The organism is Corallococcus sp. AB011P, assembly GCF_003611605.1.
In the GTDB taxonomy this organism is placed as follows: domain Bacteria; phylum Myxococcota; class Myxococcia; order Myxococcales; family Myxococcaceae; genus Corallococcus; species Corallococcus coralloides.
The window spans coordinates 342760-365333 of sequence record NZ_RAVX01000001.1 but is presented as its reverse complement, the minus strand read 5'-3'; the positions used below and the strand labels follow the sequence as shown (position 1 = coordinate 365333).

Below are 22574 nucleotides of genomic sequence, written 5' to 3'. Positions count from 1 at the left end.
CCCGGGAAAGCCCGCTCACGGGCCGTCCCGGGTATTCGTCTGTCCAGCCCGCGCCGCGCCAACTAGAGTGAGCACCAATGACTGGTGCTCCCTTCGTGGCCCTCATCGCGCTGCTTCACTCCCAGTCCTCCAGCATCGAGGAGGTCCCCAATGATCCGCAGCAGGAGACGTACTCCGCGCCGGAGTCGTCGGGGAGCTCGGGGGATTCCTCGGAGGGCATCGGGTTCCGGGCGCTCCTGGAGGTGGGGCCGCTGAGCTTCCCGTCCGGGACGCGGGGTGGGAAGCAGGACCTGTTCGGCTACGCGTACCCGTCCCTGGGCGTGGATGGCGGCGAGGACTTCGCCTTCATGCTGGGCGCGCCGCTGCGCTTCCGGCTCTGGGACAGCGAGCCGAAGCAGAAGGACGACGACTACGGCGCGTGGCTGCGGCGCGAGGACTGGGACGAGCGCAGCGACTACGGCCAGGTGGTGCGCCTGCTGCGCATCGGCGACGAGTCCGGCCGCTTCGGCCTGCGTGTGCAGCCGTTCCTGGAGGAGTCGCTGGGGCGCGGCTACCTGGTGAACCGCTACGACAACCAGCTCAACCCGAACTACCACCCGGCGGGCGGCACGCTGTCGTTCACCGCGGGGCCCGCGCGCGTGCAGCTGCTGGCCAGCGACGTGCTCGCCGCGCGCGTGTTCTCCGGCGAGCTGCTGCTGGACATCGGCCGCATCGCCAGCGACAGCGAGGGCAACTTCGACCGCTACCTGGTGCGCGCCTCGGCGGCGCACGACTTCGGCGAGGCCGGCGGGGTGACGCCGGAGGCCACGGTGGCGTCGGTGGGCGGCGAGTTCGCCATGTACAAGGGTGAGCGGCTGCGCTCGTGGGCCCTGCTCGCCGGCGGCGCGCGGCTCAACGATGGCGCGCAGGACGTGGGCGGCATGCTGGGCGTCGCGTTCGAGGGCAACTTCAAGGGCACGCAGCTCAGCGTCACCGTGCAGGGGCGCCGCCAGGGCGGCGGCTTCCGCTTCGGCTACTTCGGCGCGGGCTACGAGCTGTCGCGCTTCTCCGCCGTGGGCCTCTCCGAGGAGCCCCAGTCCGACCAGCGCGTGCCCAAGGACTTCTCCGGCTACCTGGAGCTGTCCGTGGCGCGAGGCGACGGACCGGACTCCCCGGAGGTGGTGGCCAGCGGCGCCGTGGAGTACTCCGCCTTCGGCCGCGCGGACGGAGACCTGTCCCTGAGCTTCAGCACCCCGGGCGGCGAGTCGCGAGGCATCGCGCGCGTGATCGTGGTGGGCCTGGGCGACAAGCCCCGCTACTCGGTGGCGGCGGAGTTCCGCCAGCGAGTGCTGCCCGCCATGTACATCTGGGGCGCCGGCGCCACGGTGACCTTCCCGCAGCCGGACGGCACGCTGGTGCAAGGCGTGAGCGCGGGCGCGGGCGTGGGCGTGGACTTCGCCCGCCGCTAGTGCCCCGCTGTCCCGCCCTCTTCCTGGGCGGGAGCGCAGGGCAGGATGGCGCTGTGCCGCCGGGCCGTCTCGCACGACTTGCCCACGAGCCAGCGCGACAAGAGGCGCACGCCGGAGGCGAAGAGGCCATCGTCGCCCTTGTGCAGGGCCTCGAAGAGGGACTCGTCCAGCACCGACTCCTCCGGGTCGATGAGGAACTCCTCCGGCTCCAGCGGCTTGAAGAGGGGGTTCTGGTCGAACACCGTCTCCAGCGGGTGCGGACGCAGCCGGTGCTGTCCCGCATGGGCCAGCCCGTCCAACGTCTCCACCAACTGGTTCGCGTCCACCAGCGGTCGCAGCGCGGCCACGCCGGCCAGGCCCACGTGCTCCGCCATCAGCGACACACGCACACGGCGGATGGCGCGCGACACGGCGTCCCCGGGCGCTTCCGCCTCCCAGCTCAGGTTGAGCTCCGAATCCAATCCCAGGCTGCGGTTGGTCGTGTTCGCGGAGCCGATGGTCATGAAGGTGTCATCCACGATGAGCACCTTCGAGTGGATGTACGTGAAGACGTCCGAGCCGTCCTCGTCCTTCGCCGCCGAGCCGTACACCGCGAAGCCGTGGCCCGTCTCGGAGGCCACCTCGCGCAGCGCGCGCAGCAGGCGCACCTGGGCCAGGCCCATGGCGATCTGCTCGCGCAGCGCTTCCGGCTGACGGGGCAGCACCAGCATCACCTGGAGCCGGGGCCGTCCGGCCGCGCGCATGCGCTTGACGAGCGCGTCGTAGATGGCGCGTGAGGAGAAGTACTGGTTCTCGATGTAGATGAAGCGCTCGGCCGCGTCGATGGCGTCCACGTACAGCGCGCGGATCTCCTGCACCTCCGCTTGCGGAGGCAGCAGCGTCTTGCCGAAGGTGCGGCTGATGGCCACCGGGCCTGGAGGCGCGGGCATCGTCGCTTCGAAAGTCAGGTCGTCGCGGTTCACGGGCTCCAGGTGGAGCTCGCCTCCGCCCGAGTGCGCCCAGCGCGCCTCGAACAGCTCCGCGAGTGGCTTCACCGCGGGGCCGGTCAGCACCGTCTGCACGTCGTGGTAGGGCCCGTGTGGGTCGCGGCCGGAGTCGCAGCGCAGCTTCGAGCGTGCGGGGTGGTCCCGGTCGTCCCAGCGGCAGTCACACACGTCCATGCCGCCGGTGAACGCCATCACGCCGTCGACGACGACGAGCTTCTGGTGATGGGCGCCGTAGAGCGGACTGGAGGAATCGAAGCGGAAGCGCAGCCGCTCGTTCGTCGTCCAGTTGAAGAGCAGGTTCTGCATCCACTCGCGCTCCATGGCGAGCAGCATGCTGAAGTCCCACGCGAGGATGTAGACGTGCAGCTCCGGGTTCTCCCGGCACATCTGATCCAACAGCGGCAGCAGCCGGACTTCGCCTCCCTTGGCCTCCTCCAGGTCCTCACCGCGCAGCAACGTCACGTCGCTGTCGAACTGCCAACCGGTGATGACGATGGAGCGGCGGGCCTTCCGGATGGCCCTGTACAGCTCCCGGTAGTAGTCCCGGGCGTCCACCAGCACGCCCGCGTCATGCGTTTCCGAACGCGTCCAGCAGTTGCGTCCGGGGCTGAGAATGCGTTTCACGTCGGTCACCTGGCCCTGGAGTGGAATCCCCGATGTCGTCCGCGCCCGGCCGGCGGAAAGCATCACCCCACGAAGACAATGTGCTTTCCGGTCGCCAGCGTCATGTCGGTGGAGGAGACCACCCTGGCCACCTTGCGAGCCTCGCCACCCACGGTGTCGAAGGCCGCGGCGATCAGGTCACCGAGCGTCACCTGCACGCGCTTCGCCTGCTTGCCGGCGCTGGACACGGCCTTCACCGTCTTCGCCTTCATCTGACGGGCCTTGCGCTGGATGGTCTGCTTCTGGGTCTTGGTCGCCATGGTCTTCGTTCTCCGAGGATGAAGTGTCTGCCCGTCTGCGTGATGTGCCGTACCGCCCCGTACCGCCCGTCCTGCCGTGCTGCCCCTGCCCCGTCCCGCCCGTACCGCCCCGACCCGCCCTGCCCCGTACTGCCCCGTCCCGCCCCGCCGCCCTGCCCGCCCACCGTCCCGCCCGTCCTGCCCTCAGACCCAAGAGCAACTGCCGTGCCGTCGCTCAACCCGGTGTTTTCCGAGGGAAGAAAGCCCGAACCACCCCTGCCTTGCCGGGCAGGACTGTCTTTCTTTCAGCCCGGCTCCAGGTAGTTCCGCCCTCTTTCCTGCCCCCCGGTGCCATGCGCACCCCGGCGCACGTCAGGCGTGGGACGGAGCTGTCCGACGCTGGGACAGCACACCGTCCACGCAGGGGTGGATGTGCGAGGACCTGGGAAGATTCAGGAAAGGTGGGCCCTGACGCGGGGCCGCCCGGGGAGAAGGGGGCCATCCAGGCGTCAGGGTGGGGATTCCGCGGACGGCGCCTGCCTCAGGGGCGGCGCGCATCCGTCACGACTCACACGGCTACTTCGACGGCGGCACCAGGACGAGGATGAGCTCGCCACCCACGTGCTTGCCGGCCTTCTGGTACACGGCGCCCTGGCGGCCCAGCTCCACCTCCACGGAGGACTGGTTCGGGATGATGACGCGCAGCGTGGCGCTGCCGTCCTTCATGCCCAAGAGCTGGAGCGACGCGTTCGTCCCGTTGGGGAGCTTCACTTCCGTGGGCTTCTGGGCGCCCACCTCCACGGCGTCCAGCGACATGCGCTTGAAGGAGGTGAAGCTGAAGTTCTGCTTCTGGAACGCCTCCTTCATCTTGGAGAGCTCCGGAGGCTCCACCGCGGTGCCCTTGTTGGAGGCCAGCACCACCTCCACCTGCACCTTCACCTTCTGCTCCTGGGCGGAGGCGACCGCCGGCCCCATCACCAGGCCCACGGCGAACAGCAGGGCCAGCACCGCCCACGTCGGCTTCGTCATAGCGCTCCTCCGGTGGGCCGGGGCGGGACGGACGGAGCCGGAGCCGGCTGTCCTCCCTGGCCATCCTGCTCCACGCTCGAATCCTGGGACTCCACCGCGCCCGGCTTCTTCTCCTTCACGGGCTCCGGGGCCTGCTCCTGCTCGTCCACCATCCAGATGATGGAGCCGCCGCCCTCCGTCTCCATCACCACCGGGGCCACGCGGGCGCCCTGGTAGGACTGGATGGACTTCACCGTCATGCGCTCGGCGGCGTAGCCCTCCGGCGCGTTGTCGCGCAGCACCAGCGGCAGCGCCACCAGCATCACCACCGCGGCGGTGGCCAGCGACGAAATCATCGCCGTGCGCTGGTAGAGGAACATCTCCGACAGGGCCAGCCGCATCCGTTCGATGAGGGGCGGCTTCTCCGGCGTCACCCGGGCCATGACCTTCTGGGCGAAGTCCTTGAAGTCGACGTCGTCCACCGCCATGTCCAGGCCGACCCGGAGCAACCCGGACTCAGCGCGCAGGTCCGCCGCGCGGCCCGTGCAATCCCGGCAGGCGGCCAGGTGCCGCTCCACGTTGACGCGCTCCCCGGGAGCGACTTCACCGTCGATGTAGGGAGACAGGAGCGGTACGAAACGCTCACACGCGGGATTTCCGGCCATACTCTTCACCCTGCGGGCTGGTGGGAATTCGTCGGTGGGACGCGACGGGCCCCACGGATATTCGAGGAGGCCTTTCTGGCATCCTCATTCGTTGCCCACTCCGCTCTTGGCTTCGTCCAGCTCCAGATAATCCCCCAGGATTTTCTGCACCTTGGCGCGCGCGTGGAAGAGCCGGCTCATCACCGTGCCCTTGGGGATGTCCAGCGTGCGGGCCAGGTCCTCGTAGGACATTCCCTCGATTTCGCGCAGCAGGAGGATGGCGCGGTGCTTCTCCGGCACCGTGGCCAGGGCCTCTTGAATCTTCTCCGCCAGCTCCTTGCGCAGGGCGCTCTTCTGGGGATTGGTCCCCAGGCGGCTGCCGAGCGCGCCGATGCGGGCCTCGGAGAGGTCCACTTCCTGCGTCTCGTCGAACTCCACGGGCTCGCCGCCGCCGCGGCGCTTGCGCAGCACGTCGATGCAGATGTTGGACGTGATGCGGTAGAGCCACGTGTAGAAGGACGCGTCGCCCTTGAAGTGGTCCAGGTACTTGTAGACCTTGACGAACGCCTCCTGGGAGACGTCCATCGCCTCCTCCTTGTCCTTCAGCATTCCGAGCGCGACGGCATACACCTTGCGCTGGTAACGCTCGACGAGGAGCTTGAAGGCGCGCTGGTCCCCGCTGCGGACGCGCTTGACGAGTGTGAGGTCGTCGGTGGCCAAGTGCGCGGCACCGTAGCACAAGCCGCGCCAACCCCAAGGCTTTCGACGCGCCCCGTCGCTCCTAGAGGGAGCTGACGAGCGCGACGGCCGCCAGGGCCAGGCCCACCATGGCCAGCACCGCTCCAAAAACCATGCGGTCCCACTGGGCCTGGGTGACGGAGGAGTCCTCCGTGTCCTCTCCGGCCCGGAAGGCGTGGAGCACGTTCCAGAACATGCGGCCGCCCAGCCGGCGGTCGGAGCCGTGGCGGTCCCGGGGGTCGTCGTTCTGGAGGGGGCGCCCCTGGGCGTCCCGGCGCACGAAGGGGCCGGGCAGGGGCTGGTAGAGGCCGGGGGTGAGCGGGGCGGCCTGCTCGGAGTGGCGCACGTCGGGAGGGGGCTCCAGCCGGACGGCGTCCGCGCGCTCGCGGGCCTCTTGCGGCGTGGGCGCGTCCATCACCCACTTCCCGGCCTCCATGCCGTTCTGCCCGGTGTGGGCGTCCTGGAGGCCGGCGAAGCCCTGGTCCTTGAGGGCCTGCTCGAAGGCGGCCTTGCCCTCCTCGGCGGGCGGGTGCTGCGCGGCGGCCTCCGCGTAGGCGGCGAAGAAGGCCCACAGGCGGGCCACCCGGTCCGACGAGGGCAGCGACGAGGGCCGCACCTGCGCGGCCAGGAGCGCCCCGTCCGACGCGAAGCGCTTGCCCACCGCGAGGTGGCTCTCCAGGTCGTTCAGGTCCGAGGGGATGAGCGACTCCACGTCCAGCACCGGCCCGCGCGCCTCGCCCGCGCCCAGGTAGGGGCTGGCGGTGGTGGGGACGGAGCCGGGCGTCCGGAAGCCGTCGGCGCCCTTGCGCCGGGGCCCCTGGGTGGCCGTGCCGGAGGACTCGAAGCCCGTGCCGGCGTCCGCGCGGGGCGCGCGTGTCGTCCCGCCGCCCTTGTCGGTGCGAGGGGGCAGCGGGCCCCGGTTGGGAACGCCCACGCGGGCCGAGCGCGCGCCCGCATCCCGCGGCGTGCCGTCCGCGTCGCCGCCTTCCGGGGAGGCGTCGGTCTCCAGGCCTTCGCCGCCGGGGAGGCCGGGCTCGCCGCCGGTCTCCATCCCCTCGCCGCCGGGGAGCCCTTCTGCTCCGGGTTCCCCTCCAGGCTCCAGACGCGCGCCGCCGTCGGCTTCCGGCGGAAGTCCCACGGGTGGGGACCCGATGCGGGTGCGGTCGCCGGGTGACGTGGTGGGGGTGGAGGTCTCCATCCCGTCATCGCGGAACGGAGACGCCGGCGACGGGCTCGCGGGCCCCGAGCGCCCACCGCCGGAGCGGGGGCCACCAGAGCCGGGAGGACCTCCTGCGCGGGGGCCGCGGATGTCGCCGACGTTTCCCATCACGAAGGATTCTCTCACAACGAGAACCCCGAGTTGCATGGGGGGCTACTCTCCCTCGCGCTCCGCCTCCACGGGGGTCGTCATCCCGTTGGCATCCAGACGGACGCGGTACACGGCGTTGAGGCCGTCCCCGTCCGTGTCCGCGCGGGCGAGGCAGGACACCTCCGGTTCACCCACGGGGCTCTCCTCCACCCGCACCTCGTACTGGAGGTGAACGGCGGGGCCGGGGTCGAAGCCGATGCGGCGGAAGTCCTCGTGGTCCTTGGGGAAGGGCACGGCCTCGCCCCGCTGGGGCACGGGGACGGGATAGGGCGCGATGGGCACGTAGTCGCCGTGCTCGTCGCGGAAGCCCTGCACGGCGTCGCACAGGGCCAGCACCTGGACGCGGGCCTCGGTGGCCACCTGCTCCGGTGACACGGCTCCGGAGCCCTTCATCGCCGGCAATCTGGCGATGAACAGGCCGGTGGCGGCCACCGCCGCGAAGACGGTGACGGCGATGCCCATGCGCACCGCCGTGTTGCGCGGGCGCGCGGGGCCGGGCTCCGGAGGCGAAGACATCAGGCCCACTCCCGGGGATTGCGCAGCACCTCCACCAGCCGGGCTTCGGGCGTGCCGGGCTCCGGGTGGTAGTCGTAGCGCCAGCGCACGCGCGGCGGCAGCGACATGAGGATGGACTCCGTGCGCCCCTGCGTCTCCAGGCCGAAGATGGTGCCCCGGTCGTAGACGAGGTTGAACTCCACGTAGCGGCCCCGGCGCACCTCCTGCCAGAAGCGCTGCGCCTCCGTCACCGGCGTGTCCTTGTGCTTCTTCGCGATGGGCAGGTACGCGGGGATGAAGCTGTTGCCGCAGGCCTGCACGAAGGCGAACTCGCGCTCCAGGTCACCGCCCATGTTCTCGAAGAAGACGCCGCCCACGCCGCGCGCCTCTCCCCGGTGGCGCAGGTGGAAGTACGAATCGCACGCGGCCTTGAAGCGCGGGTAGTACGCGGGGTCGTGCGCGTCGCACGCGGCCTTGTGCACGCGGTGGAAGTGGGCCGCGTCCTCGTCGTCCAGGTAGTACGGCGTCAGGTCCGCGCCGCCGCCGAACCACGCCCTCCCGCCCTGGTGGATGAAGCGGTAGTTGGCGTGCACGGTGGGCACGTGCGGGCTGCGCGGGTGCAGCACCAGCGACAGGCCCCCGGCCCAGAAGGTGCGTCCCTCGCCCTGGAGCTTCTTCGCGAAGACCTCTTCCAGCTCGCCGTGGACGATGGAGATGTTGACGCCCGCCTTCTCCAGGACGGCGCCCTCCTCCAGCACGCGGCTGCGGCCTCCACCGCCTCCGGGCCTGCTCCACGCGTCCTCGCGGAAGCGGCCCTGGCCGTCCAGGTCCTCCAGCGCTCCGCAGATGTCGTCCTGGAGCTTCTGGATGAAGGCGGTCATGCGCCCCTTCAAACCCTCCACATCCACCGTCGCCGTCATGCCCGTTGTCTCCCTGTCGCGGGTTGAACGGGAGGACACACTACTAAGGGCCCTGGGCGGACGGGGCCTCGAAGTCCACGGGGGGCGTCGACGGCGCCAGGTTGCCCGCTGCATCGAAGGCCTCGATGCGCGCGCGGTAGCTGCGCCCGTCCTCTAGAGAGAACGCCCCACCGCAGGCCTCATGGCCCAGATAAGCCGTATTGCCTTGCACGGGCAGCAGGTACTGCTGGGGAGAGATGCCCAGCCGGCGCGGCGACAGCTTCACCACCAGGAAAGCAGGGCTCTCCTCGCGCAGCGCCAGGTTGAGCTTCACGAAGCGCGCGATGCCCTGGGGCGAGCGGCGCACGAAGCCCTCCGACACGGCGGGACGCTTCACCCACTTGGGGGCCTTGGCGTCCGGCCCCTTGCCGCTCAGCCACGACGGCTGCGCGCCCACCTGACCATTGAGGAGGGCGATGTTGGGGAGCACCTCCTGCAGGTTCAGGAAGTAGCGCTTGTCCGGCTGCATCGGCTCCGCCAGCTTGAGGATGATGGTGGCGCGGCCCAGGGAGCTCTCCCAGCCCTTGGTGACCTTGAGCTTCACCTCGTGGTCGGTGGAGACCAGCTTCAGCGGCTTGCCCACCAGTCCCAGCACCGGTGACTTCGCGGTGCCCACGCCCTCCAGCAGGATGCGCATGTTGGTGGGGACGATGCCGCCGGGCGCGGGATACAGCTGCACTCCATCCCCGGTGCACTGGGCGGAGGCGTTGGCGGCGGACAGCAGGGCAGCGGCGAACACGAGGGCTCGGAACACGATGCCGCGCAGTGTGCGCCGGGAATGGCCGGGAGGGAAAGTCCCGGCGGACCCGGCCCTTCAGTGCTTGGGGCCTTCGTCCTCCTCCAGGGGGATGGTGCCGAAGCGCGCCTCGTAGCGCTGCACGTTTTCCTGGAGCGCCTTCAGGAGCCGCTTGGCGTGGCGCGGGCTGGTGATGATGCGCGAGCGCACGCGGGCCAGGGGCTGCTGCGGTTGAACGTAGAGGAAGTCCAACACGAACTCCGAGTCCGTGTGATTCACCAGGACCAGGTTGCTGTACTGGCCATTGGACACCTCTTCGGTCATCTGCACCTGGAGCTGCACTTCAGGGGGCTTCGTTGGAGTGTCGGCCATGAGTCAGGCGGCATAGCGCCTGGGGCCCGCCGTGGCCAGTGTCCTCCCTGTGAGCACGCGCTGGCGGGACATCGACGGGGAGTCCACCGCGCCCTTCGTGCTGGGGCGGGGGCCTGACGCCTGTCTGCTCCTGCACGGCTTCACCGGCAGTCCCTGGGAGGTGCGTCCCCTGGGCGAGGCCCTGGCGGCGAGGGGGATGCGCGTGGTGGCGCCAAGGCTTCCGGGCCACGGCACCACGCCGGAGGCGATGCTGGACGTGGACTTCCGCGACTGGCAGGCCTGCGCGGACGAGGCGCTGGCGTCGCTCTCCGGACACCGCCGCGTGTTCGTCGCCGGACTGTCCATGGGCGCGCTCCTGGCGCTGAGGCTGGCGGCGCATCAACCGGAAGCGGTGCACGCGCTCGTGCTGGTGGCGCCCGCGGTGCGCTTCCGGGGCGCGCGCATGGCGCTGGTGCGCCAGCTGTGCCGCACGCCGCTGCTCGAATGGACCACGCCGTGGGTGGACAAGGGCGGCACGGACATCTCCGACCCTGCCGCGCTGGCGCAGGCGCCGGTGCTGTCCGCGTTCCCGGTGGCCCGGCTGCGCGACCTGTGCAGGCTGCAGGACCTGGCGTTGGCGGACGCGCCCCGGGTGCGCTGCCCGGTGATGGTGGCCACCGCGGAGCAGGACCACGTGGTGGATCCGGAGGGCGGACGCTGGCTCGCGCGGCGGATGAAGGCGTGTCCCTCGGTGCGGCACGTGGCCTATCCGGAGGGCTTCCACATCATCCCGCGCGACGTGTGCGGGGCGCGGCTCGCCCGGGAGGTGGGGGACTTCCTCCAGCCGTGGCGCGCGGAGGAGGCCTTCAGGAGCTTGCCGGATTGGGTGGAGGGGCAAGGCGCGCCACCGCCGTGAGCAGCTCCACCGCGTCGAGCGGCTTGGTGACAAAGGCGCTGAAGCCCGCGCGCAGGGCGCGGTCGCGGTCCTCGCGGCGCGCGGCGGCGGTGACGGCGAGCGCGGGCACGCCGCCTCCGGACTCCCAGGGCAGCGCGCGCAGCCGGTACAGGAGCGAGTAGCCGTCCTCGCCGGCCAGCGCCACGTCCGTCACCACCACCGTGGGCGGAGAGCGGCGCACTTCATCCATGGCGTCGGTGACGTTGGTGGCGGTGAGCACGTGCGCGCCCACGCGGGTGAGCAGCACGGACATCCACTCGCGCGCGTCCGGCTGGCCATCCACCACCAGCACGCGCTGGCCCTCCAGCTCCGGGAAGCGCGGCAGCGTCAGGCCCTCCACGGGACGCGGCACGCGCGAGGCGCCCGGGGCCGCGCCCACGCGCGAGCGGGGCAGCACGACGGTGAACGTGGCGCCCCTCCCCGGCCCGTCGCTGACGGCCGTCACGGTGCCGCCGTGCAGCTCCACCAGGTGCCGCACGATGGACAGGCCCAGGCCCAGACCGCCGTGCTGGCGGCTCACGCCGGTGTCCGCCTGCTGGAAGCGCTGGAAGAGGAAGGGCAGGAAGTCCGCGGGGATGCCCTCGCCGTCGTCGCGCACCACCAGCTCCGCGCCCTCGCCGCGCGTGCGCGCGGACACCGTCACGTGGCCGCCGGGCGGCGTGAACTTGATGGCGTTGGAGAGCAGGTTCCACACCACCTGCTGCAAGCGGTCCGGGTCGCCGAACAGCGGCACGCCATCCTCGTCCACGGAGACATCGAGCGTCAGCTCGCGCGCGAGCGCCGTGGGCCTGACGGCATCCAGCGCCGCCTCCACCACGTGGCCCAGCTCCAGCGGCACCGGCTCCAGGCGCAAGCGGCCGTTGGCGATGCGGCTGATGTCGAGCAGGTCCTCGATGAGCTGTCTTTGCGCGCGGGCGTTGCGCTCGATGGCCTCCACCGCGCGCTGGCGCTTGTCCTCGCCCAGCAGGCCCTGCCGCAGCATCTGCGACCAGCCGAGGATGGACGTGAGCGGCGTGCGCAGCTCATGGGACACCGTGGCGAGGAACGCGTCCTTGGCGCGGCTGGCCGCCTCCGCGACGCTCCGGGCCGCGCGCTCTTCGTCATACAGGCGTGCGCGGTCCAACGCCTGCGCGCACAGGCGGCCCACCGTCAGCAGGAAGGCACGTTCTGGCGCGTCGAAGTCGCGCGCGTCACCAAAGCCCAGGCCCAGCGCGCCGAACACGCGCCCACCGCTCACCAGCGGCACCGAGGCCCATGCCAATAGGGGACGCTCGCGGGCCAACTGCGCGAGCCTCGGGTAGCGCGCCATGCACTCCGTCCACGAGCCCAGCGCGCAGGGCTCGCGGGTGCGCGTCACATCCGTGAGGGGACAGGTCGCGGAGACCTCGAAGCGCTGCCAGCCCTCCAGCTCACCGGGAGAGAAGCCGTGCGCGGCGGCGCGCTCGAAGACGTCCAGGGCCGCTCCCGCGGGCACCACCACCAGGCCGGTGATGGCCCCCATGGCGAGGGCGCCTTCGCGCGCGGCCACCTCCACCACCTGCGCGGGGGTGAGCGCTTCGGAGAGCGCGGCGGTCATCGCCTGGAGGCGTTCGGTGCGCCAGGCCGCGGTGGTCCACGCAGCACGGCGGGTGCGTACGAGCTCCGTCACATCCACCGCGAAGGCGAGCACGCCCTCCACCTTCCCCTGGGCGTCGCGTCGCGGCAGCAGGGACAGGTTGAAGAAGAGCTCCTCGTCGGCGGTGCGCGCGTGGGCGGACGCCTCGCGCAGGTGCAGGGCTTCTCCGGTGGCGAAGACGCGGTCCCAGGCCTCGTGCCAGCCGGGACCTCCCAGTTGGGGGCAGGCCTCGCGCAGCGGAATGCCCACCTGGCCATGCGTGTCGAGCAGCGTCAGTCGCGTGGAGGTGCTGAACTCGATGTGGTGGACGGGGCCGCGGTAGAGGCCGAAGAAGGCAGGGAGCTGCTGAAGCAGCTCATGCAGCGGCGGGGGCACACTGCCGGACGCCGCGACCCATCCGGCCTGGGCTTCATTCATGTGTGGCCCCCCCTACCCCGCGGAAGGCAAGGCTTCCGGCGAGAAGAGGCGGCCATCAAACACCGGGACGTGTCGGCACGCACGAAAAGCAACCCGGACAACCTGCCAGGTGTCATGGGCTGAGCGCTCCCTGGTGCTGCTGGCGTCCAGTAGCGGGCATCCCTCCTGGTTGGGCGGGGAAACACTCCCGGACGCCGGGCATCGGCTATGTCGGATGCCCGGCATGCCTTCCACTCCTCCCGATTCGCGGCCCCTCGTCGAACTGCGCGCCGTCACCAAGTCCTACGCGGAAGGCGATTCCGTGCGCGAGGTGCTCTCCGGCACGTCGCTCTCCCTGCACCGGGGCGAGTTCGTGGTGCTGCTGGGCCGCAGCGGCTCCGGCAAGTCCACGCTGCTCAACCTCATCAGCGGCATCGACCAGGCGACGCACGGTGAAATCCTGGTGGAGGGCCGCGACCTGGGGCGCATGCCGGAGCGGGACCGCACGCTGCTGCGCCGCGAGCGCATCGGCTTCATCTTCCAGGCGTTCAACCTGCTGCCCACGCTGACGGTGGAGGAGAACGTGCGGCTGCCGCTGGAGCTGCTCGGACGCTCGAGCGCCGAGGCCAGCGCGCGGGCTCGGGAGCTGCTGGAACGGGTGGGATTGGGGACGCGCGCGAACAGCTTCCCGGACCGGCTCTCCGGCGGAGAACAGCAGCGCGTGGCGGTGGCTCGGGCCCTGGCCCACGCCCCGCCGCTGCTGCTGGCGGACGAGCCCACGGGCAACCTGGACGAGGAGACGGGCGGCCAGGTGTTGGACCTGCTGGAAGGGCTCACGCGGCAGGGCCATGCGTGCGCGCTCATCGTCACGCACGAGCCCGCGATGGCGGAGCGCGCGGACCGGGTGCTGACGATGGAGAACGGACGCCTGGTGGAGCGCCCCGGCGGCGCGCGCGGGCGGGGGACGCCATGAAGGCGCTGCTCGCACGCTCCAGCCTGCGGCACCTGGGCGGGCACCCGTGGCTCACTGCGCTGTCGCTGCTGGGCATCGCGATGGGCGTGGCGGTGGTGGTGTCCATCGACCTGGCGAGCGGCAGCGCGCTGCGCGCCTTCGAGCAATCCACGGACGTCGTCGCGGGCCGCGCCACGCATCAGCTCACCGGAGGCACGTCTGGCCTGCCGGAGGGTGTCTACACGGCGCTGAAGCTTCGGCCGGACTCGCCTGACGCGGCGCCCGTGGTGCAGGGCTTCGTGCAGGTGGAGGGAGGCAACCACCGCACGCTCACGCTGCTGGGATTGGATCCGTTCGCGGAGGCCCCCTTCCGGGACTTCTCCACCGGAGGCGCGGTGGGAGACATCGGCGCGCTGCTCACGCGGCCCGGCACGGTGGTGATGGGCGCGAAGACGGCGCGGAGCCTGGGCGTGAAGGCCGGGGACACGCTGCCGGTGACGGTGACGGGGCTTCGGCGGGAGCTGCGCGTGTCGGCCCTGCTGACGCCTTCGCAGGAGACGACGGAGCGCGCGCTGGAGTCGCTGCTCATCGCGGACATCTCCACCGCGCAGGAGGTGCTGGGCCTGGAGGGCCGGCTGACGCGCGTGGACCTGCGCTTGAAAGGCGGAGAGGCGCAGGCCGCGGCGCTCAAGGCCACGCTGCCGCCGGGCGCGGAGCTGGTCCAGACGTCGGGGCGCGCGGGCACGGTGGAGCAGATGACGCGGGCGTTCCGCACCAACCTCACCGCGCTGTCGCTGCTGGCGCTCGTGGTGGGGATGTTCCTCATCTACAACACGATGACGTTCTCCGTGGTGCAGCGGCGCGGGATGCTGGGCCGGCTGCGCGCGGTGGGCGTGACGCGAGGAGAGCTGTTCGCGCTGGTGCTGGGCGAAGCCCTGCTCCTGGGCATGGTGGGCACCGCGGCGGGGCTGCTGCTGGGCATCCTGATGGCCAGCGGCCTGGTGGGCCTCATCACCCGCACCATCAACGACCTGTACTTCGTGGTGAACGTGCGGCGTCTGTCCCTGGAGCCGTTCACGTTGTTCAAGGGCCTGAGCCTGGGCCTGGGCGCGACGGTGCTGGCGGCGCTGGTGCCCGCGTGGGAGGCGGCGCGGGCGGCACCGGTGACGGCGCTGCGGCGCTCGACGGTGGAGGACGTGTCACGCAACCGGGCGCCGAAGCTGGCGGTGCTGGGGCTGATCATCCTGGCCCTCTCGGCGGCGGTGCTCGCGTGGCCCACGCAGGCGCTGATGCCGGCGTATGCAGGGCTCTTTGGCGTGCTGCTGGGCAGCGCGCTGCTGGTGCCCTGGGTGACGGAGAAGCTGACGGTGGCGGCGGCGCGGCCGCTGGGCGCGATGTTCGGTCCACTGGGGCGCATGGCGGCGCGCGGCGTGACGGCGAGCCTGTCGCGCACGGCGGTGGCGCTGGCGGCGCTGATGGTCGCAGTGGCGACGACGGTGGGCGTGGGCCTGATGGTGTCCAGCTTCCGGGGCACGGTGGCTGCGTGGCTGGAGTCCGCGTTGCAGGCGGACGTGTTCGTGTCTCCGCCGTCCCTGGTGGCGCGGCGCGGGGATTCGTCGCTGGTGCCGGGGCTCGCGGAGAAGCTGCGGTCCACGCCGGGGGTCGAAGCGAGCGGCTCCATCCGGGTCATCCACGTGCGCATCAACGACGTGGACACGGACCTGCTGGCGGTGGACTTCGCGAAGGGCCACGAGCGGACGTACCGCTTCAAGGAAGGGCGCGCGGAGGACGTGTGGCGGCAGCTGGACGCGTCAACGGACGCGCTCATCGTGTCGGAGCCCTTCGCGTTCCACCGGGGCGTGCACGCGGGAGACACGCTGCGAGTGGCCACCGACAAGGGGCCGCACGACTTCCGCGTGGCGGGCGTGTACTTCGACTATGGCTCGGACGTGGGCACGGTGCTGATGCCGCGCGCCACGTATGAGCACTGGTACGAGGACCGGGGCGTGTCCGGCCTGTCCCTCTTCGCCGCGCCCGGGCAGGACGTGGACGAACTGGTGGCCCGCGTGCGCGACCGCGCGGGCGGTGAGCAGGCATTGAACGTGCGCGCGAACCGGGCGCTGCGGCAGGCGTCGATGGAGGTGTTCGACCGGACCTTCACCATCACGCAGGTGCTGCGACTGCTGGCCATTGGTGTCGCGTTCGTGGGCGTGCTGAGCGCGCTGATGTCATTGCAGTTGGAGCGGGCGCGCGAGTTCGCGGTGCTGCGCGCGACGGGGCTCACGCCGGGACAACTGTGGGGCATGGTGTCGTTGCAGACGGGCCTGCTGGGCTTGCTCGCGGGGTTGTTCTCCATCCCGCTGGGTCTGGCATTGGCCTACGTGCTGGTGCACGTCATCAATCAGCGCTCGTTCGGGTGGACGTTGCAGCTGGTGGTGGCGCCGGGAGTGGTGGGTCAGGCGGTGGTGCTGGCACTGGTGGCGGCAGCGCTCGCGGGGCTGTACCCGGCGTGGCGCATGGCGCGCGCGAACCCGGCCATGGCGCTGCGGGAGGAGTGAGGCATGGGGCGGGGACTCGTCATCGGGGTGGTGTTGGTGCTCGCCGCGCTGGGCGTGGCGGTGGGCGTGGTGCTGCGGGACACGGAGGACACCGGGCCCGCGAACACAGGCGGCATGACGGTCGCGTCCGCGATGGGCGGAGACGGCGGCACGGAGGGCTACGCGCGCGCGATGGAGCCCCGGCCCTTCCACTTCCCGGAGGACCACGGCCCCCACCCCGACTTCCGCACCGAGTGGTGGTACTGGACGGGAAATCTTGAGACGCAGGACGGGCGCGCCTTCGGCTACCAGTTCACGCTGTTCCGCAGCGCGCTGTCGCCGGAGCAGCCCCTGCGCGAGTCCGGCTGGGGCACGCGGCAGGTGTTCATGGGGCACTTCACGCTGACGGACGTGAGCGCCGGGAAGTTCCACGTCACCGAGCGCTTCAGCCGCGCGGCGCAGGGACTGGCGGGCGCGAACGGGGCACCCTTCCATGTCTGGCTTCAGGACTGGGACGTGCGCAGCGAAGGCACGGGCGGCACGTGGCCCATGCACCTGCGCGCGCAGGGCGACGGGGTGACACTGGAGCTGACGCTCGACGAGGGCAAGCCGCCGGTGCTCCAGGGCGACAAGGGCTTGAGCCAGAAGGGCGCGGAGCGGGGCAACGCGTCCTACTACTACTCGATGCCGCGCATGCCTTCGCGGGGCACGGTGTCGGTGGATGGGCAGACGGTGCAGGTGAAGGGCGAGAGCTGGATGGACCGCGAGTGGAGCACCAGCGCGCTGAGCGGCGACCAGGTGGGCTGGGACTGGTTCGCGCTCCAGCTCTCCGATGGCAGCGAGCTGATGCTCTACCAGCTGCGCAAGAAGGACGGTTCGAAGGACTCCTTCAGCGCGGGCGTGTACGTGCCCACGACAGGTGAGGCCGTGCACCTGACCGCCGACGACATGCAGCTGGAGCCGAGGGGCACATGGAAGAGCCCGCGTGGCGGCGAGTACCCGGCGGGCTGGCGCGTCCAGGTTCCCAAGGTGTCGCTGGAGCTGACCGTGACGCCGAAGCTGCCGGACCAGGAGCTGCCGGTGCTGGTGCGCTACTGGGAGGGCGCGGTGACCGTGGACGGCACGCGCGAGGGCCGGCCCGTGCAGGGGCGCGGCTACCTGGAGATGACGGGCTACGCGGACGAGCCACGGAGCGAGGAGACGGTCCGCGGCCGCACGCCGTGACTCAGCCCCGGGCGGCCCGATTCACCTGGATGGCGTGGGCCTCCTTCAGGTACGGGCGCAGCAGCCGGAGCGTTTCGTGGCTGGGGTTGAGCACGCTCAGCCAGAACATCCGCGCGTAGGCCGGGTGCGGCAGGAGCACGTCCAGGTCCGCGTAGTCCACGTTCGGGTCGAGCTCCGGGAACAGCTTCTGGAAGCTCTCCTTGCTCACGCCCAGGTTCAGCCGGAACACGCCGTCGCGGTCCAGCTCCGAGTGATGGTCGAACTCGGTGTCCCGCGTGACGATGGTCGCGAAGGGGAACTTCCGCTCGTCCCCCGCGAAGAAGAAGAGGTCTGGCGTGGAGGTGTCCACGTGCACGTCCTTGAAAGCGTCCTGGATGTACTCCGCCAGCGCTTCCAGGCTGATGGCTCCTGTCATGACGTCCTCCCCCGAGGTCGAACCGTGCGTGACTTACCACGCACGGCGACAGTGGGGGGACGGACGCCTGCCGCCATCCGGGCTAGCGGACCCAGTTGGCCGAGAAGCTCCCCGCCACCTCCGTGAAGGAGTTGGGCCCCGTCATCGTGATGGTCACGGCCCGGGGAGCAGGGTGTCCTGGGCAGGTGCCTGAGCCGTACATGATGCGCGTTCCAATGTAGGTCCCGGGAGTAGAGCCCGGGGTCAGCCCCGTGAATTTCGTGTCGCCCACCAGCCAGCAGCCGTCGCCACCGCTCGACAGGACGCCGGTGCTGCCACCGAAGGTGGCGCATCCCGGCCAGCTCGTCTGACACCACGTCCCAATCAGCGGGTCGCCCGGAGGAAGGACGGAGAACTCCTGGGAGGACAACGCGGAGGACTCCTCCATCGCCCCACCACAGGCGGTGGCGAAGAGGGAAAGAACGACCGCGAGCGCTTGTCTTTTCATGGGGCGTGACCTCTCAAAGGGAATCATTGCAAGACACGAAGCCCTGCCATCCTCTCCTTCCAACCACCCCATGACAATCATTACCAGGGAAGCACTAAAATTCCTCTCACAGCGCAGTCAGCTCAAGTGACCCGGGTTCGAACAAACCCTCTCGCGGCAGCTCATCCAGCGGTGCTCCTCCGGTGAGTCTGGAAACCGCCTGTCAGCGCTGAAGCTGGAGGTCGGGGATGGCGGCGAGCAGCGCGGCCCATTCGGGGTCGCCCGCCATCTTCTCCGCGTGCATCGCGTGGATCTTCTCGCCCAGCGCGGGGTCGGCGTCGTCGGACAGGGCCATGCGCCAGAGTCGCCCCACGAGCGGCAGGAAGAGCAGGTCCCCCGCACGGTGCAGGGGATCATCGAAGTAACGGCGCAGGGCGGACATGTCCGCGATGCCCACGCAGTACGCATGGGTGAAGCCGTCGGCCGGGTTTCCCAGGTCCCTCCCCACGACAGAGAACGCGACCGCCTCCGACTTCGCCGTGCGGGAGATGGCTTCGAGGGCCCGGGCCTTCTCCTCCTCCGGCACACCGTCCCGGAAACGGAAACGCAGCAGGTTGATGAACATGCACGGGCGATAGGGACGCGCCCGCGCCAGGGCAGGCGGTAACCTTGGGTAACCCCCACGATGTGGTTTCCATCTGGTTACCACTCCAGGGTGATGCCCATACTCCGCCGCCGCAAGAACAAGACGCCGCCGTTGCCGCCGCTCTGCCCTCTCACGGAGTGCATGCGACTGCTCGGCGGCGCGTGGACCGCGAACATCGTCTGGCGTCTCAGCGGAGACCCTCGCCGCTTCAGTGAGCTGCGCTCCGACATCCCTCGCATCTCCGCGAAGGTGCTCAGCGCGAAGCTGCGCACGCTGGAGGAGAACGGCGTGCTCACGCGCCACGCCGTCGCCAGCTCACCGCCGTCGGTCGAATACGCGCTGACCCCGCTGGGCCGGGAGCTCCTCCCGGTCATCGACACCATCGTCCAGGCGGGGATGAAGCTTCAGCGCATGCAGGCCGCTATGCCGCGAAGCGCTCCCGGATCGCCGCGGCGCCCCCGCGCTCCAGCCACGCGTCGAATGTGAGCAGTCCCGGCGCCAGCCGCCGCAGCGCCGGGATGTCCGCGCTCTCGAACACAAAACCATCCTCGAACAGCTTCACGAGCTTGCGCAGCATCGGGCTCGCCGCAAGCATCTCTGGCGGAAACCGTGAGTAGGAGATGGACGTCCCGGTGGCCCGGCCGATCTTCTCCGCGAGTGCATTGCCGGTGAGCGAGTCTCCCGCCATCTCCAGCGTGCTCCCCACGTACGTGCGCGGATCCGCGAACACGCGCGCGGTCAGTACGCCGATGTCCTCACCCGCGATGAACTGCATGGGCTGCTCCGGCTGGATGAAGAACTGGAGCGCCCCCCGTGTCAGGCCGAAGTCCGGCACCAGCAGCAGCTCCATGAAGGTCCCCGGCCGCACGATGGTCGCGCGAAGGCCACTGGCCCGGACGTGCTCCTCGATGCGCCACTTGGTCTCGAAGTGGTCCACACCCGTGCCGGGACGCAGCCCCAGCACCGACGTGTAGACGAAGTGCTCTACGCCCGCCGCCTTCGCCGCGTCCGCGATGGATGTGCCGAAGCGGACCTCGTCGTCGTCCGTGACGCCGTAGCTCGCCTGTGCCGAGCTGGGCTGGATGCTGAAGACGCCGTACGCCCCCGCGACCGCATGGTCGAGCGACGCACGGTCCCCCATGTCTCCACGCACCAACTCCACGCCCGCCGCTTCAAGCTCCCGGGCCTTCGCGCTCGCCGGGTCCCGCACAAGCGCACGGACCCGCCATCCGTCCTTGAGCAAGGCCCGCGCCGTCGCGCCTCCCTGCTGCCCTGTCGCTCCAAGCACCAATACGGTTTCGCGCTTCGTCACCATCAGGTCCTGCCTTTCCCTTGCTAAGCGGAGGATTGCTCCGGTTGAATGCGGAGCTATCCTCCGTTTTTCAAGTGGCAATGACGAAGCAGCCGAAGAAGCCTCAGGAGGACGCGACGGGCGGAGCCTTGCGCGCGGATGCGCGGCGCAACCGGGAGCGGCTGCTCGCGGCGGCGCATGCCGTGTTCTCCGAGCGCGGCGCGGACGCGTCGCTCAACGACGTGGCGAAGCGGGCGGAGGTCGGCATCGGCACGCTCTACCGTCACTTCGAATCGCGGGAGGCACTGCTCGCCGCGACATGCGACGAGCGGCTCCTGCTGCTCGCGAAGCAGAGCCGCGAACGCGCGGAGTCCCTGCCCGCGCTTGAAGCGCTGCGCGTCTTCCTGGAGGAGCTCGTGCACTCGGCGGGCATGTACAAGGGGCTCGCGGCGTCGCTGGGCATCGTCCTCAAGAGCCACACCCAGGGCTGTGACGCGACGACGGCCGAGGGCGAGCGCCTGCTGGAGGCCGCCCAGCGCAAGGGCGAGGTGCGAAGCGACGTCCTCTTGGATGACGTGGTGTGCATGGCGATGGCCATCTCCCTCGCCGCCGCGGAGGACGCCTCGGGCCCCAAGCGCGTCCACCGCCTCACCGGGATGTTCTTCGACGGGCTGCGCTCCCGCCCCGAGCCCCGCGGCGCACGGCACCGCTGACGCGAGCGGCCATCACGGCCACGAGTTCCAGGCTCCAGATGCCTGGGACCACCGCAGCAAGGGGACCACTCCCCCCCAGGCCGCAGGAAAACCTGTCCGACTGTCCGACAGCTCGGGCTCACAGCAAGGGGACCACTCCCCCCAGGCCGCAGGAAAACCTGTCCGACTGTCCGACAGGTTCGGGATCACCGCTTGGGGTCCCGCTCCATCCAAGCCGCGAAAACCTGTCCGACTGTCCGACAGGTTGGGTCCACTGCACTCGGGGGGGCACCGCCCCATCCGGGCCGCAGCGAAACCTGTCCGACTGTCCGACAGGTTCAGATCGCACGCTTCGGGACGGTGGCGCCACCGAGCCTCGGAAACCTGTCCGACTGTCCGACAGGTTGGGGCCACTGCGCTCGGAAGTACTCGCTCCATCTGGGCCACCTGGGAAACCTGTCCGACTGTCCGACTGTCCGACAGGTTTTGGAGGACCGCGGCCGGGGAGCGGCCACCCCATTCGAGCCGCGGGGACCTGTTCAACAGGCAGAGCGGTTGGAGCCGTGTCGGACCCACGGTGTACAGCTTGGAGGCCAGGGGGCTTAGATTGCCGGCCCCATGAACGTCCTCGTCACCGGGGCCACCGGCCTCATCGGCAATGCCATCGCGCAGCGGCTCGTGAAGCAGGGCGCCTCCGTCCGCGCGCTCGTGCGGGACCTGGCCCGCGCCTCGAAGCTGCTCCCCTCCACCGTGCAGCTCATCCAGGGGGACGTCACGTCGCCGGGCACCCTGCCCGCCGCGTTGCATGACGTGGAGCTCGTCTTCCACGCCGCGGGCATGCCGGAGCAGTGGCATCGGGACGACTCCATCTTCGACCGCGTGAACCGCCAGGGCAGCGTGAACGTCCTGTCCGCCGCGCACGCCGCGAAGGTGCGCCGCGTGGTCTACACGTCCACCATGGATGTCTTCGCCGCGCCCCGGGGCGGCGAGCTGACCGAAGCGAACATCGACCCGCACCCCAAGCCCACCGTCTACGAACGCTCCAAGCAGGACGCCGAGCGCGCCGTGGAGGCCATCCGCCAGCAGGGCCTGGACGTCGTCTTCGTCAACCCGGCCGCCGTCTATGGCCCCAGCCCCGTGCACGTGGGGCTCAACTCCTTCTTCATCCAGTTGCTCAACAAGAAGGCTCCGCTGCTCCCGCCGGGCGGCATGTCCGTGGTCCACGTGGACGGCTGCACCGACGTGCACCTCGCCGCCGCCGAACGTGGCGTCAACGGCGAGCGCTATCTCGCCTCCGACCAGTACGTCAGCACCGCGGACCTCGCGCTCGCCATCAGCCAGGCCGCTGGGGCTGGCAAGCCTCCCGCCGTCGCGCCCGTCTTCCTGATGGAGGCCCTGGCCCGCGTGTCCGCGCCGCTCGCGCGCGTGTTCCCGTTCACGCCGCTCGTCGCGCCCGGCCAGCTGTCCTTCATGCGCTGGGAAGCACGCGTGAACGCGGCCAAGGCCCAGCGCGAGCTGGCCTTCCGCCCCACCCCGCTCGCGGACGGCGTGGCCCACACCGTGGCCTTCCTTCGCGAACAGGGACTCATCCCGCGCGCCTGAAAAGAACATGGGGGTCCGTCCCACAGGGATGACGGACCCCCACGCGGTTTTGCCACCTGCCTGCCGCCGGACTACTCCTTCACCGGCTCCGACATCCCGAGGGTCTTCCTCGGTCCGAGCATCTCGTGTGTCCTGCGCATCCAACGC

Annotated in this window: 23 protein-coding genes and 1 CRISPR repeat array; of the genes, 8 read left to right on the top strand and 15 right to left on the bottom strand. The window is 70.6% G+C overall.

Annotated features, from left to right (window positions below; all coding sequences use genetic code 11):
- Positions 1-77 precede the first annotated feature (77 nt).
- Complete coding sequence (locus tag D7X30_RS01595) at positions 78-1448, top strand: hypothetical protein (protein ID WP_120561049.1); 1371 nt, start codon at positions 78-80, stop codon at positions 1446-1448.
- On the opposite strand, the gene D7X30_RS01590 is transcribed toward D7X30_RS01595, so the two are convergent.
- From D7X30_RS01590 to D7X30_RS01540, 10 genes are all read right to left on the bottom strand, one after another.
- The gene (locus D7X30_RS01590) at positions 1445-3058 is read right to left on the bottom strand and encodes a phospholipase D-like domain-containing protein (protein ID WP_233591309.1); all 1614 of its coding nucleotides are present in this window, start codon (positions 3056-3058) and stop codon (positions 1445-1447) included. The two genes, D7X30_RS01595 and D7X30_RS01590, sit on opposite strands and share 4 nt — an antisense overlap.
- A gap of 62 nt (positions 3059-3120) precedes the next feature.
- Entirely contained in the window at positions 3121-3357 is a 237-nt protein-coding gene (locus D7X30_RS01585; RefSeq protein ID WP_120561048.1) for a chaperonin, read from the bottom strand.
- 555 nt (positions 3358-3912) lie between these two features.
- The gene (locus D7X30_RS01575; protein WP_120561047.1) at positions 3913-4365 is read right to left on the bottom strand and encodes a hypothetical protein; all 453 of its coding nucleotides are present in this window, start codon (positions 4363-4365) and stop codon (positions 3913-3915) included.
- The gene (locus tag D7X30_RS01570) at positions 4362-5009 is read right to left on the bottom strand and encodes an anti-sigma factor (protein WP_120561046.1); all 648 of its coding nucleotides are present in this window, start codon (positions 5007-5009) and stop codon (positions 4362-4364) included. The genes D7X30_RS01575 and D7X30_RS01570 overlap by 4 nt, the downstream gene beginning before the upstream one ends.
- A gap of 84 nt (positions 5010-5093) precedes the next feature.
- Positions 5094-5708 carry an RNA polymerase sigma factor gene (locus D7X30_RS01565; protein WP_120561696.1) on the bottom strand — a complete coding sequence of 205 codons (615 nt, stop codon included), beginning with the start codon at positions 5706-5708 and terminating at the stop codon, positions 5094-5096.
- Between the two features lie 61 nt (positions 5709-5769).
- Positions 5770-6924, bottom strand: a complete 1155-nt coding sequence (locus D7X30_RS41860) for an Immediate early protein ICP0 (protein WP_158619179.1) — start codon at positions 6922-6924, stop codon at positions 5770-5772.
- 174 nt (positions 6925-7098) lie between these two features.
- Positions 7099-7611 carry a hypothetical protein gene (locus D7X30_RS01555; RefSeq protein ID WP_120561695.1) on the bottom strand — a complete coding sequence of 171 codons (513 nt, stop codon included), beginning with the start codon at positions 7609-7611 and terminating at the stop codon, positions 7099-7101.
- Complete coding sequence (gene hemF, locus D7X30_RS01550; protein ID WP_120561045.1) at positions 7611-8510, bottom strand: oxygen-dependent coproporphyrinogen oxidase; 900 nt, start codon at positions 8508-8510, stop codon at positions 7611-7613. Before hemF ends, D7X30_RS01555 begins: the two co-directional genes overlap by 1 nt.
- A 43-nt stretch (positions 8511-8553) precedes the next feature.
- Positions 8554-9306 (bottom strand): hypothetical protein, encoded by a 753-nt coding sequence (locus tag D7X30_RS01545; RefSeq protein ID WP_370039721.1) that lies wholly within the window; start codon positions 9304-9306, stop codon positions 8554-8556.
- Positions 9307-9363: 57 nt separating this feature from the next.
- The gene (locus D7X30_RS01540; protein WP_120561043.1) at positions 9364-9657 is read right to left on the bottom strand and encodes a DUF3467 domain-containing protein; all 294 of its coding nucleotides are present in this window, start codon (positions 9655-9657) and stop codon (positions 9364-9366) included.
- Positions 9658-9727: 70 nt separating this feature from the next.
- Here D7X30_RS01540 and D7X30_RS01535 point away from each other — a divergent pair, with 70 nt between their 5' ends.
- Positions 9728-10552, top strand: coding sequence for a carboxylesterase (locus D7X30_RS01535; protein WP_233591393.1), 825 nt, complete (start codon positions 9728-9730; stop codon positions 10550-10552).
- Here D7X30_RS01535 and D7X30_RS01530 read toward each other — a convergent pair.
- A complete protein-coding gene (locus D7X30_RS01530) occupies positions 10503-12623 on the bottom strand; it encodes an ATP-binding protein (protein WP_120561041.1) in 2121 nt (706 codons plus the stop codon). The two genes, D7X30_RS01535 and D7X30_RS01530, sit on opposite strands and share 50 nt — an antisense overlap.
- A 223-nt stretch (positions 12624-12846) precedes the next feature.
- Between D7X30_RS01530 and D7X30_RS01525 the strand changes: the two genes are divergently transcribed.
- From D7X30_RS01525 to D7X30_RS01515, 3 genes are read left to right on the top strand one after another with little or no spacing between them, the layout of a single operon-like run.
- The gene (locus D7X30_RS01525; protein WP_120561694.1) at positions 12847-13575 is read left to right on the top strand and encodes an ABC transporter ATP-binding protein; all 729 of its coding nucleotides are present in this window, start codon (positions 12847-12849) and stop codon (positions 13573-13575) included.
- Positions 13572-16112, top strand: coding sequence for an FtsX-like permease family protein (locus D7X30_RS01520; protein ID WP_120561040.1), 2541 nt, complete (start codon positions 13572-13574; stop codon positions 16110-16112). Before D7X30_RS01525 ends, D7X30_RS01520 begins: the two co-directional genes overlap by 4 nt.
- Before the next feature lie 3 nt (positions 16113-16115).
- Positions 16116-17315 carry a lipocalin-like domain-containing protein gene (locus D7X30_RS01515; protein WP_120561039.1) on the top strand — a complete coding sequence of 400 codons (1200 nt, stop codon included), beginning with the start codon at positions 16116-16118 and terminating at the stop codon, positions 17313-17315.
- A 1-nt stretch (position 17316) separates the two neighbouring features.
- Here D7X30_RS01515 and D7X30_RS01510 read toward each other — a convergent pair whose 3' ends face one another.
- From D7X30_RS01510 to D7X30_RS01500, 3 genes are all read right to left on the bottom strand, one after another.
- Positions 17317-17730: a DUF6194 family protein gene (locus D7X30_RS01510; RefSeq protein WP_120561038.1), complete on the bottom strand. Its 414-nt coding sequence runs from the start codon at positions 17728-17730 to the stop codon at positions 17317-17319.
- A gap of 82 nt (positions 17731-17812) precedes the next feature.
- Positions 17813-18217 (bottom strand): hypothetical protein, encoded by a 405-nt coding sequence (locus D7X30_RS01505; RefSeq protein WP_233591307.1) that lies wholly within the window; start codon positions 18215-18217, stop codon positions 17813-17815.
- A gap of 202 nt (positions 18218-18419) precedes the next feature.
- Positions 18420-18821: a Dabb family protein gene (locus D7X30_RS01500; RefSeq protein ID WP_120561036.1), complete on the bottom strand. Its 402-nt coding sequence runs from the start codon at positions 18819-18821 to the stop codon at positions 18420-18422.
- 93 nt (positions 18822-18914) lie between these two features.
- Here D7X30_RS01500 and D7X30_RS01495 point away from each other — a divergent pair, with 93 nt between their 5' ends.
- Positions 18915-19328 carry a helix-turn-helix domain-containing protein gene (locus D7X30_RS01495; protein WP_233591392.1) on the top strand — a complete coding sequence of 138 codons (414 nt, stop codon included), beginning with the start codon at positions 18915-18917 and terminating at the stop codon, positions 19326-19328.
- Here the strand turns inward: D7X30_RS01495 and D7X30_RS01490 are convergent.
- A complete protein-coding gene (locus tag D7X30_RS01490; protein WP_120561035.1) occupies positions 19264-20157 on the bottom strand; it encodes an NmrA/HSCARG family protein in 894 nt (297 codons plus the stop codon). The genes D7X30_RS01495 and D7X30_RS01490 overlap by 65 nt on opposite strands.
- Positions 20158-20234: 77 nt before the next feature.
- Between D7X30_RS01490 and D7X30_RS01485 the strand changes: the two genes are divergently transcribed.
- Together D7X30_RS01485 and D7X30_RS01480 are read left to right on the top strand one after the other, a co-directional pair.
- Complete coding sequence (locus D7X30_RS01485) at positions 20235-20846, top strand: TetR/AcrR family transcriptional regulator (RefSeq protein WP_120561034.1); 612 nt, start codon at positions 20235-20237, stop codon at positions 20844-20846.
- A gap of 83 nt (positions 20847-20929) precedes the next feature.
- A CRISPR array of direct repeats spans positions 20930-21302; the repeat unit is 26 nt; unit sequence AAACCTGTCCGACTGTCCGACAGGTT.
- A gap of 141 nt (positions 21303-21443) precedes the next feature.
- Positions 21444-22427, top strand: a complete 984-nt coding sequence (locus D7X30_RS01480) for an SDR family NAD(P)-dependent oxidoreductase (protein WP_120561033.1) — start codon at positions 21444-21446, stop codon at positions 22425-22427.
- Positions 22428-22574: the final 147 nt, after the last annotated feature.

Bases quoted from the DNA above. Each gene is read 5' to 3' on its own strand.
- D7X30_RS01595 (WP_120561049.1), top strand. From the start codon at position 78: ATGACTGGTGCTCCCTTCGTGGCCCTCATCGCGCTGCTTCACTCCCAG.
- D7X30_RS01585 (WP_120561048.1), bottom strand. From the start codon at position 3,357: ATGGCGACCAAGACCCAGAAGCAGACCATCCAGCGCAAGGCCCGTCAG.
- D7X30_RS01575 (WP_120561047.1), bottom strand. From the start codon at position 4,365: ATGACGAAGCCGACGTGGGCGGTGCTGGCCCTGCTGTTCGCCGTGGGC.
- D7X30_RS01570 (WP_120561046.1), bottom strand. From the start codon at position 5,009: ATGGCCGGAAATCCCGCGTGTGAGCGTTTCGTACCGCTCCTGTCTCCC.
- D7X30_RS41860 (WP_158619179.1), bottom strand. From the start codon at position 6,924: ATGGAGACCTCCACCCCCACCACGTCACCCGGCGACCGCACCCGCATC.
- D7X30_RS01555 (WP_120561695.1), bottom strand. From the start codon at position 7,611: ATGTCTTCGCCTCCGGAGCCCGGCCCCGCGCGCCCGCGCAACACGGCG.
- hemF (WP_120561045.1), bottom strand. From the start codon at position 8,510: ATGACGGCGACGGTGGATGTGGAGGGTTTGAAGGGGCGCATGACCGCC.
- D7X30_RS01540 (WP_120561043.1), bottom strand. From the start codon at position 9,657: ATGGCCGACACTCCAACGAAGCCCCCTGAAGTGCAGCTCCAGGTGCAG.
- D7X30_RS01530 (WP_120561041.1), bottom strand. From the start codon at position 12,623: ATGAATGAAGCCCAGGCCGGATGGGTCGCGGCGTCCGGCAGTGTGCCC.
- D7X30_RS01525 (WP_120561694.1), top strand. From the start codon at position 12,847: ATGCCTTCCACTCCTCCCGATTCGCGGCCCCTCGTCGAACTGCGCGCC.
- D7X30_RS01520 (WP_120561040.1), top strand. From the start codon at position 13,572: ATGAAGGCGCTGCTCGCACGCTCCAGCCTGCGGCACCTGGGCGGGCAC.
- D7X30_RS01515 (WP_120561039.1), top strand. From the start codon at position 16,116: ATGGGGCGGGGACTCGTCATCGGGGTGGTGTTGGTGCTCGCCGCGCTG.
- D7X30_RS01510 (WP_120561038.1), bottom strand. From the start codon at position 17,730: ATGACAGGAGCCATCAGCCTGGAAGCGCTGGCGGAGTACATCCAGGAC.
- D7X30_RS01505 (WP_233591307.1), bottom strand. From the start codon at position 18,217: ATGAAAAGACAAGCGCTCGCGGTCGTTCTTTCCCTCTTCGCCACCGCC.
- D7X30_RS01500 (WP_120561036.1), bottom strand. From the start codon at position 18,821: ATGTTCATCAACCTGCTGCGTTTCCGTTTCCGGGACGGTGTGCCGGAG.
- D7X30_RS01495 (WP_233591392.1), top strand. From the start codon at position 18,915: ATGCCCATACTCCGCCGCCGCAAGAACAAGACGCCGCCGTTGCCGCCG.
- D7X30_RS01490 (WP_120561035.1), bottom strand. From the start codon at position 20,157: ATGGTGACGAAGCGCGAAACCGTATTGGTGCTTGGAGCGACAGGGCAG.
- D7X30_RS01485 (WP_120561034.1), top strand. From the start codon at position 20,235: ATGACGAAGCAGCCGAAGAAGCCTCAGGAGGACGCGACGGGCGGAGCC.
- D7X30_RS01480 (WP_120561033.1), top strand. From the start codon at position 21,444: ATGAACGTCCTCGTCACCGGGGCCACCGGCCTCATCGGCAATGCCATC.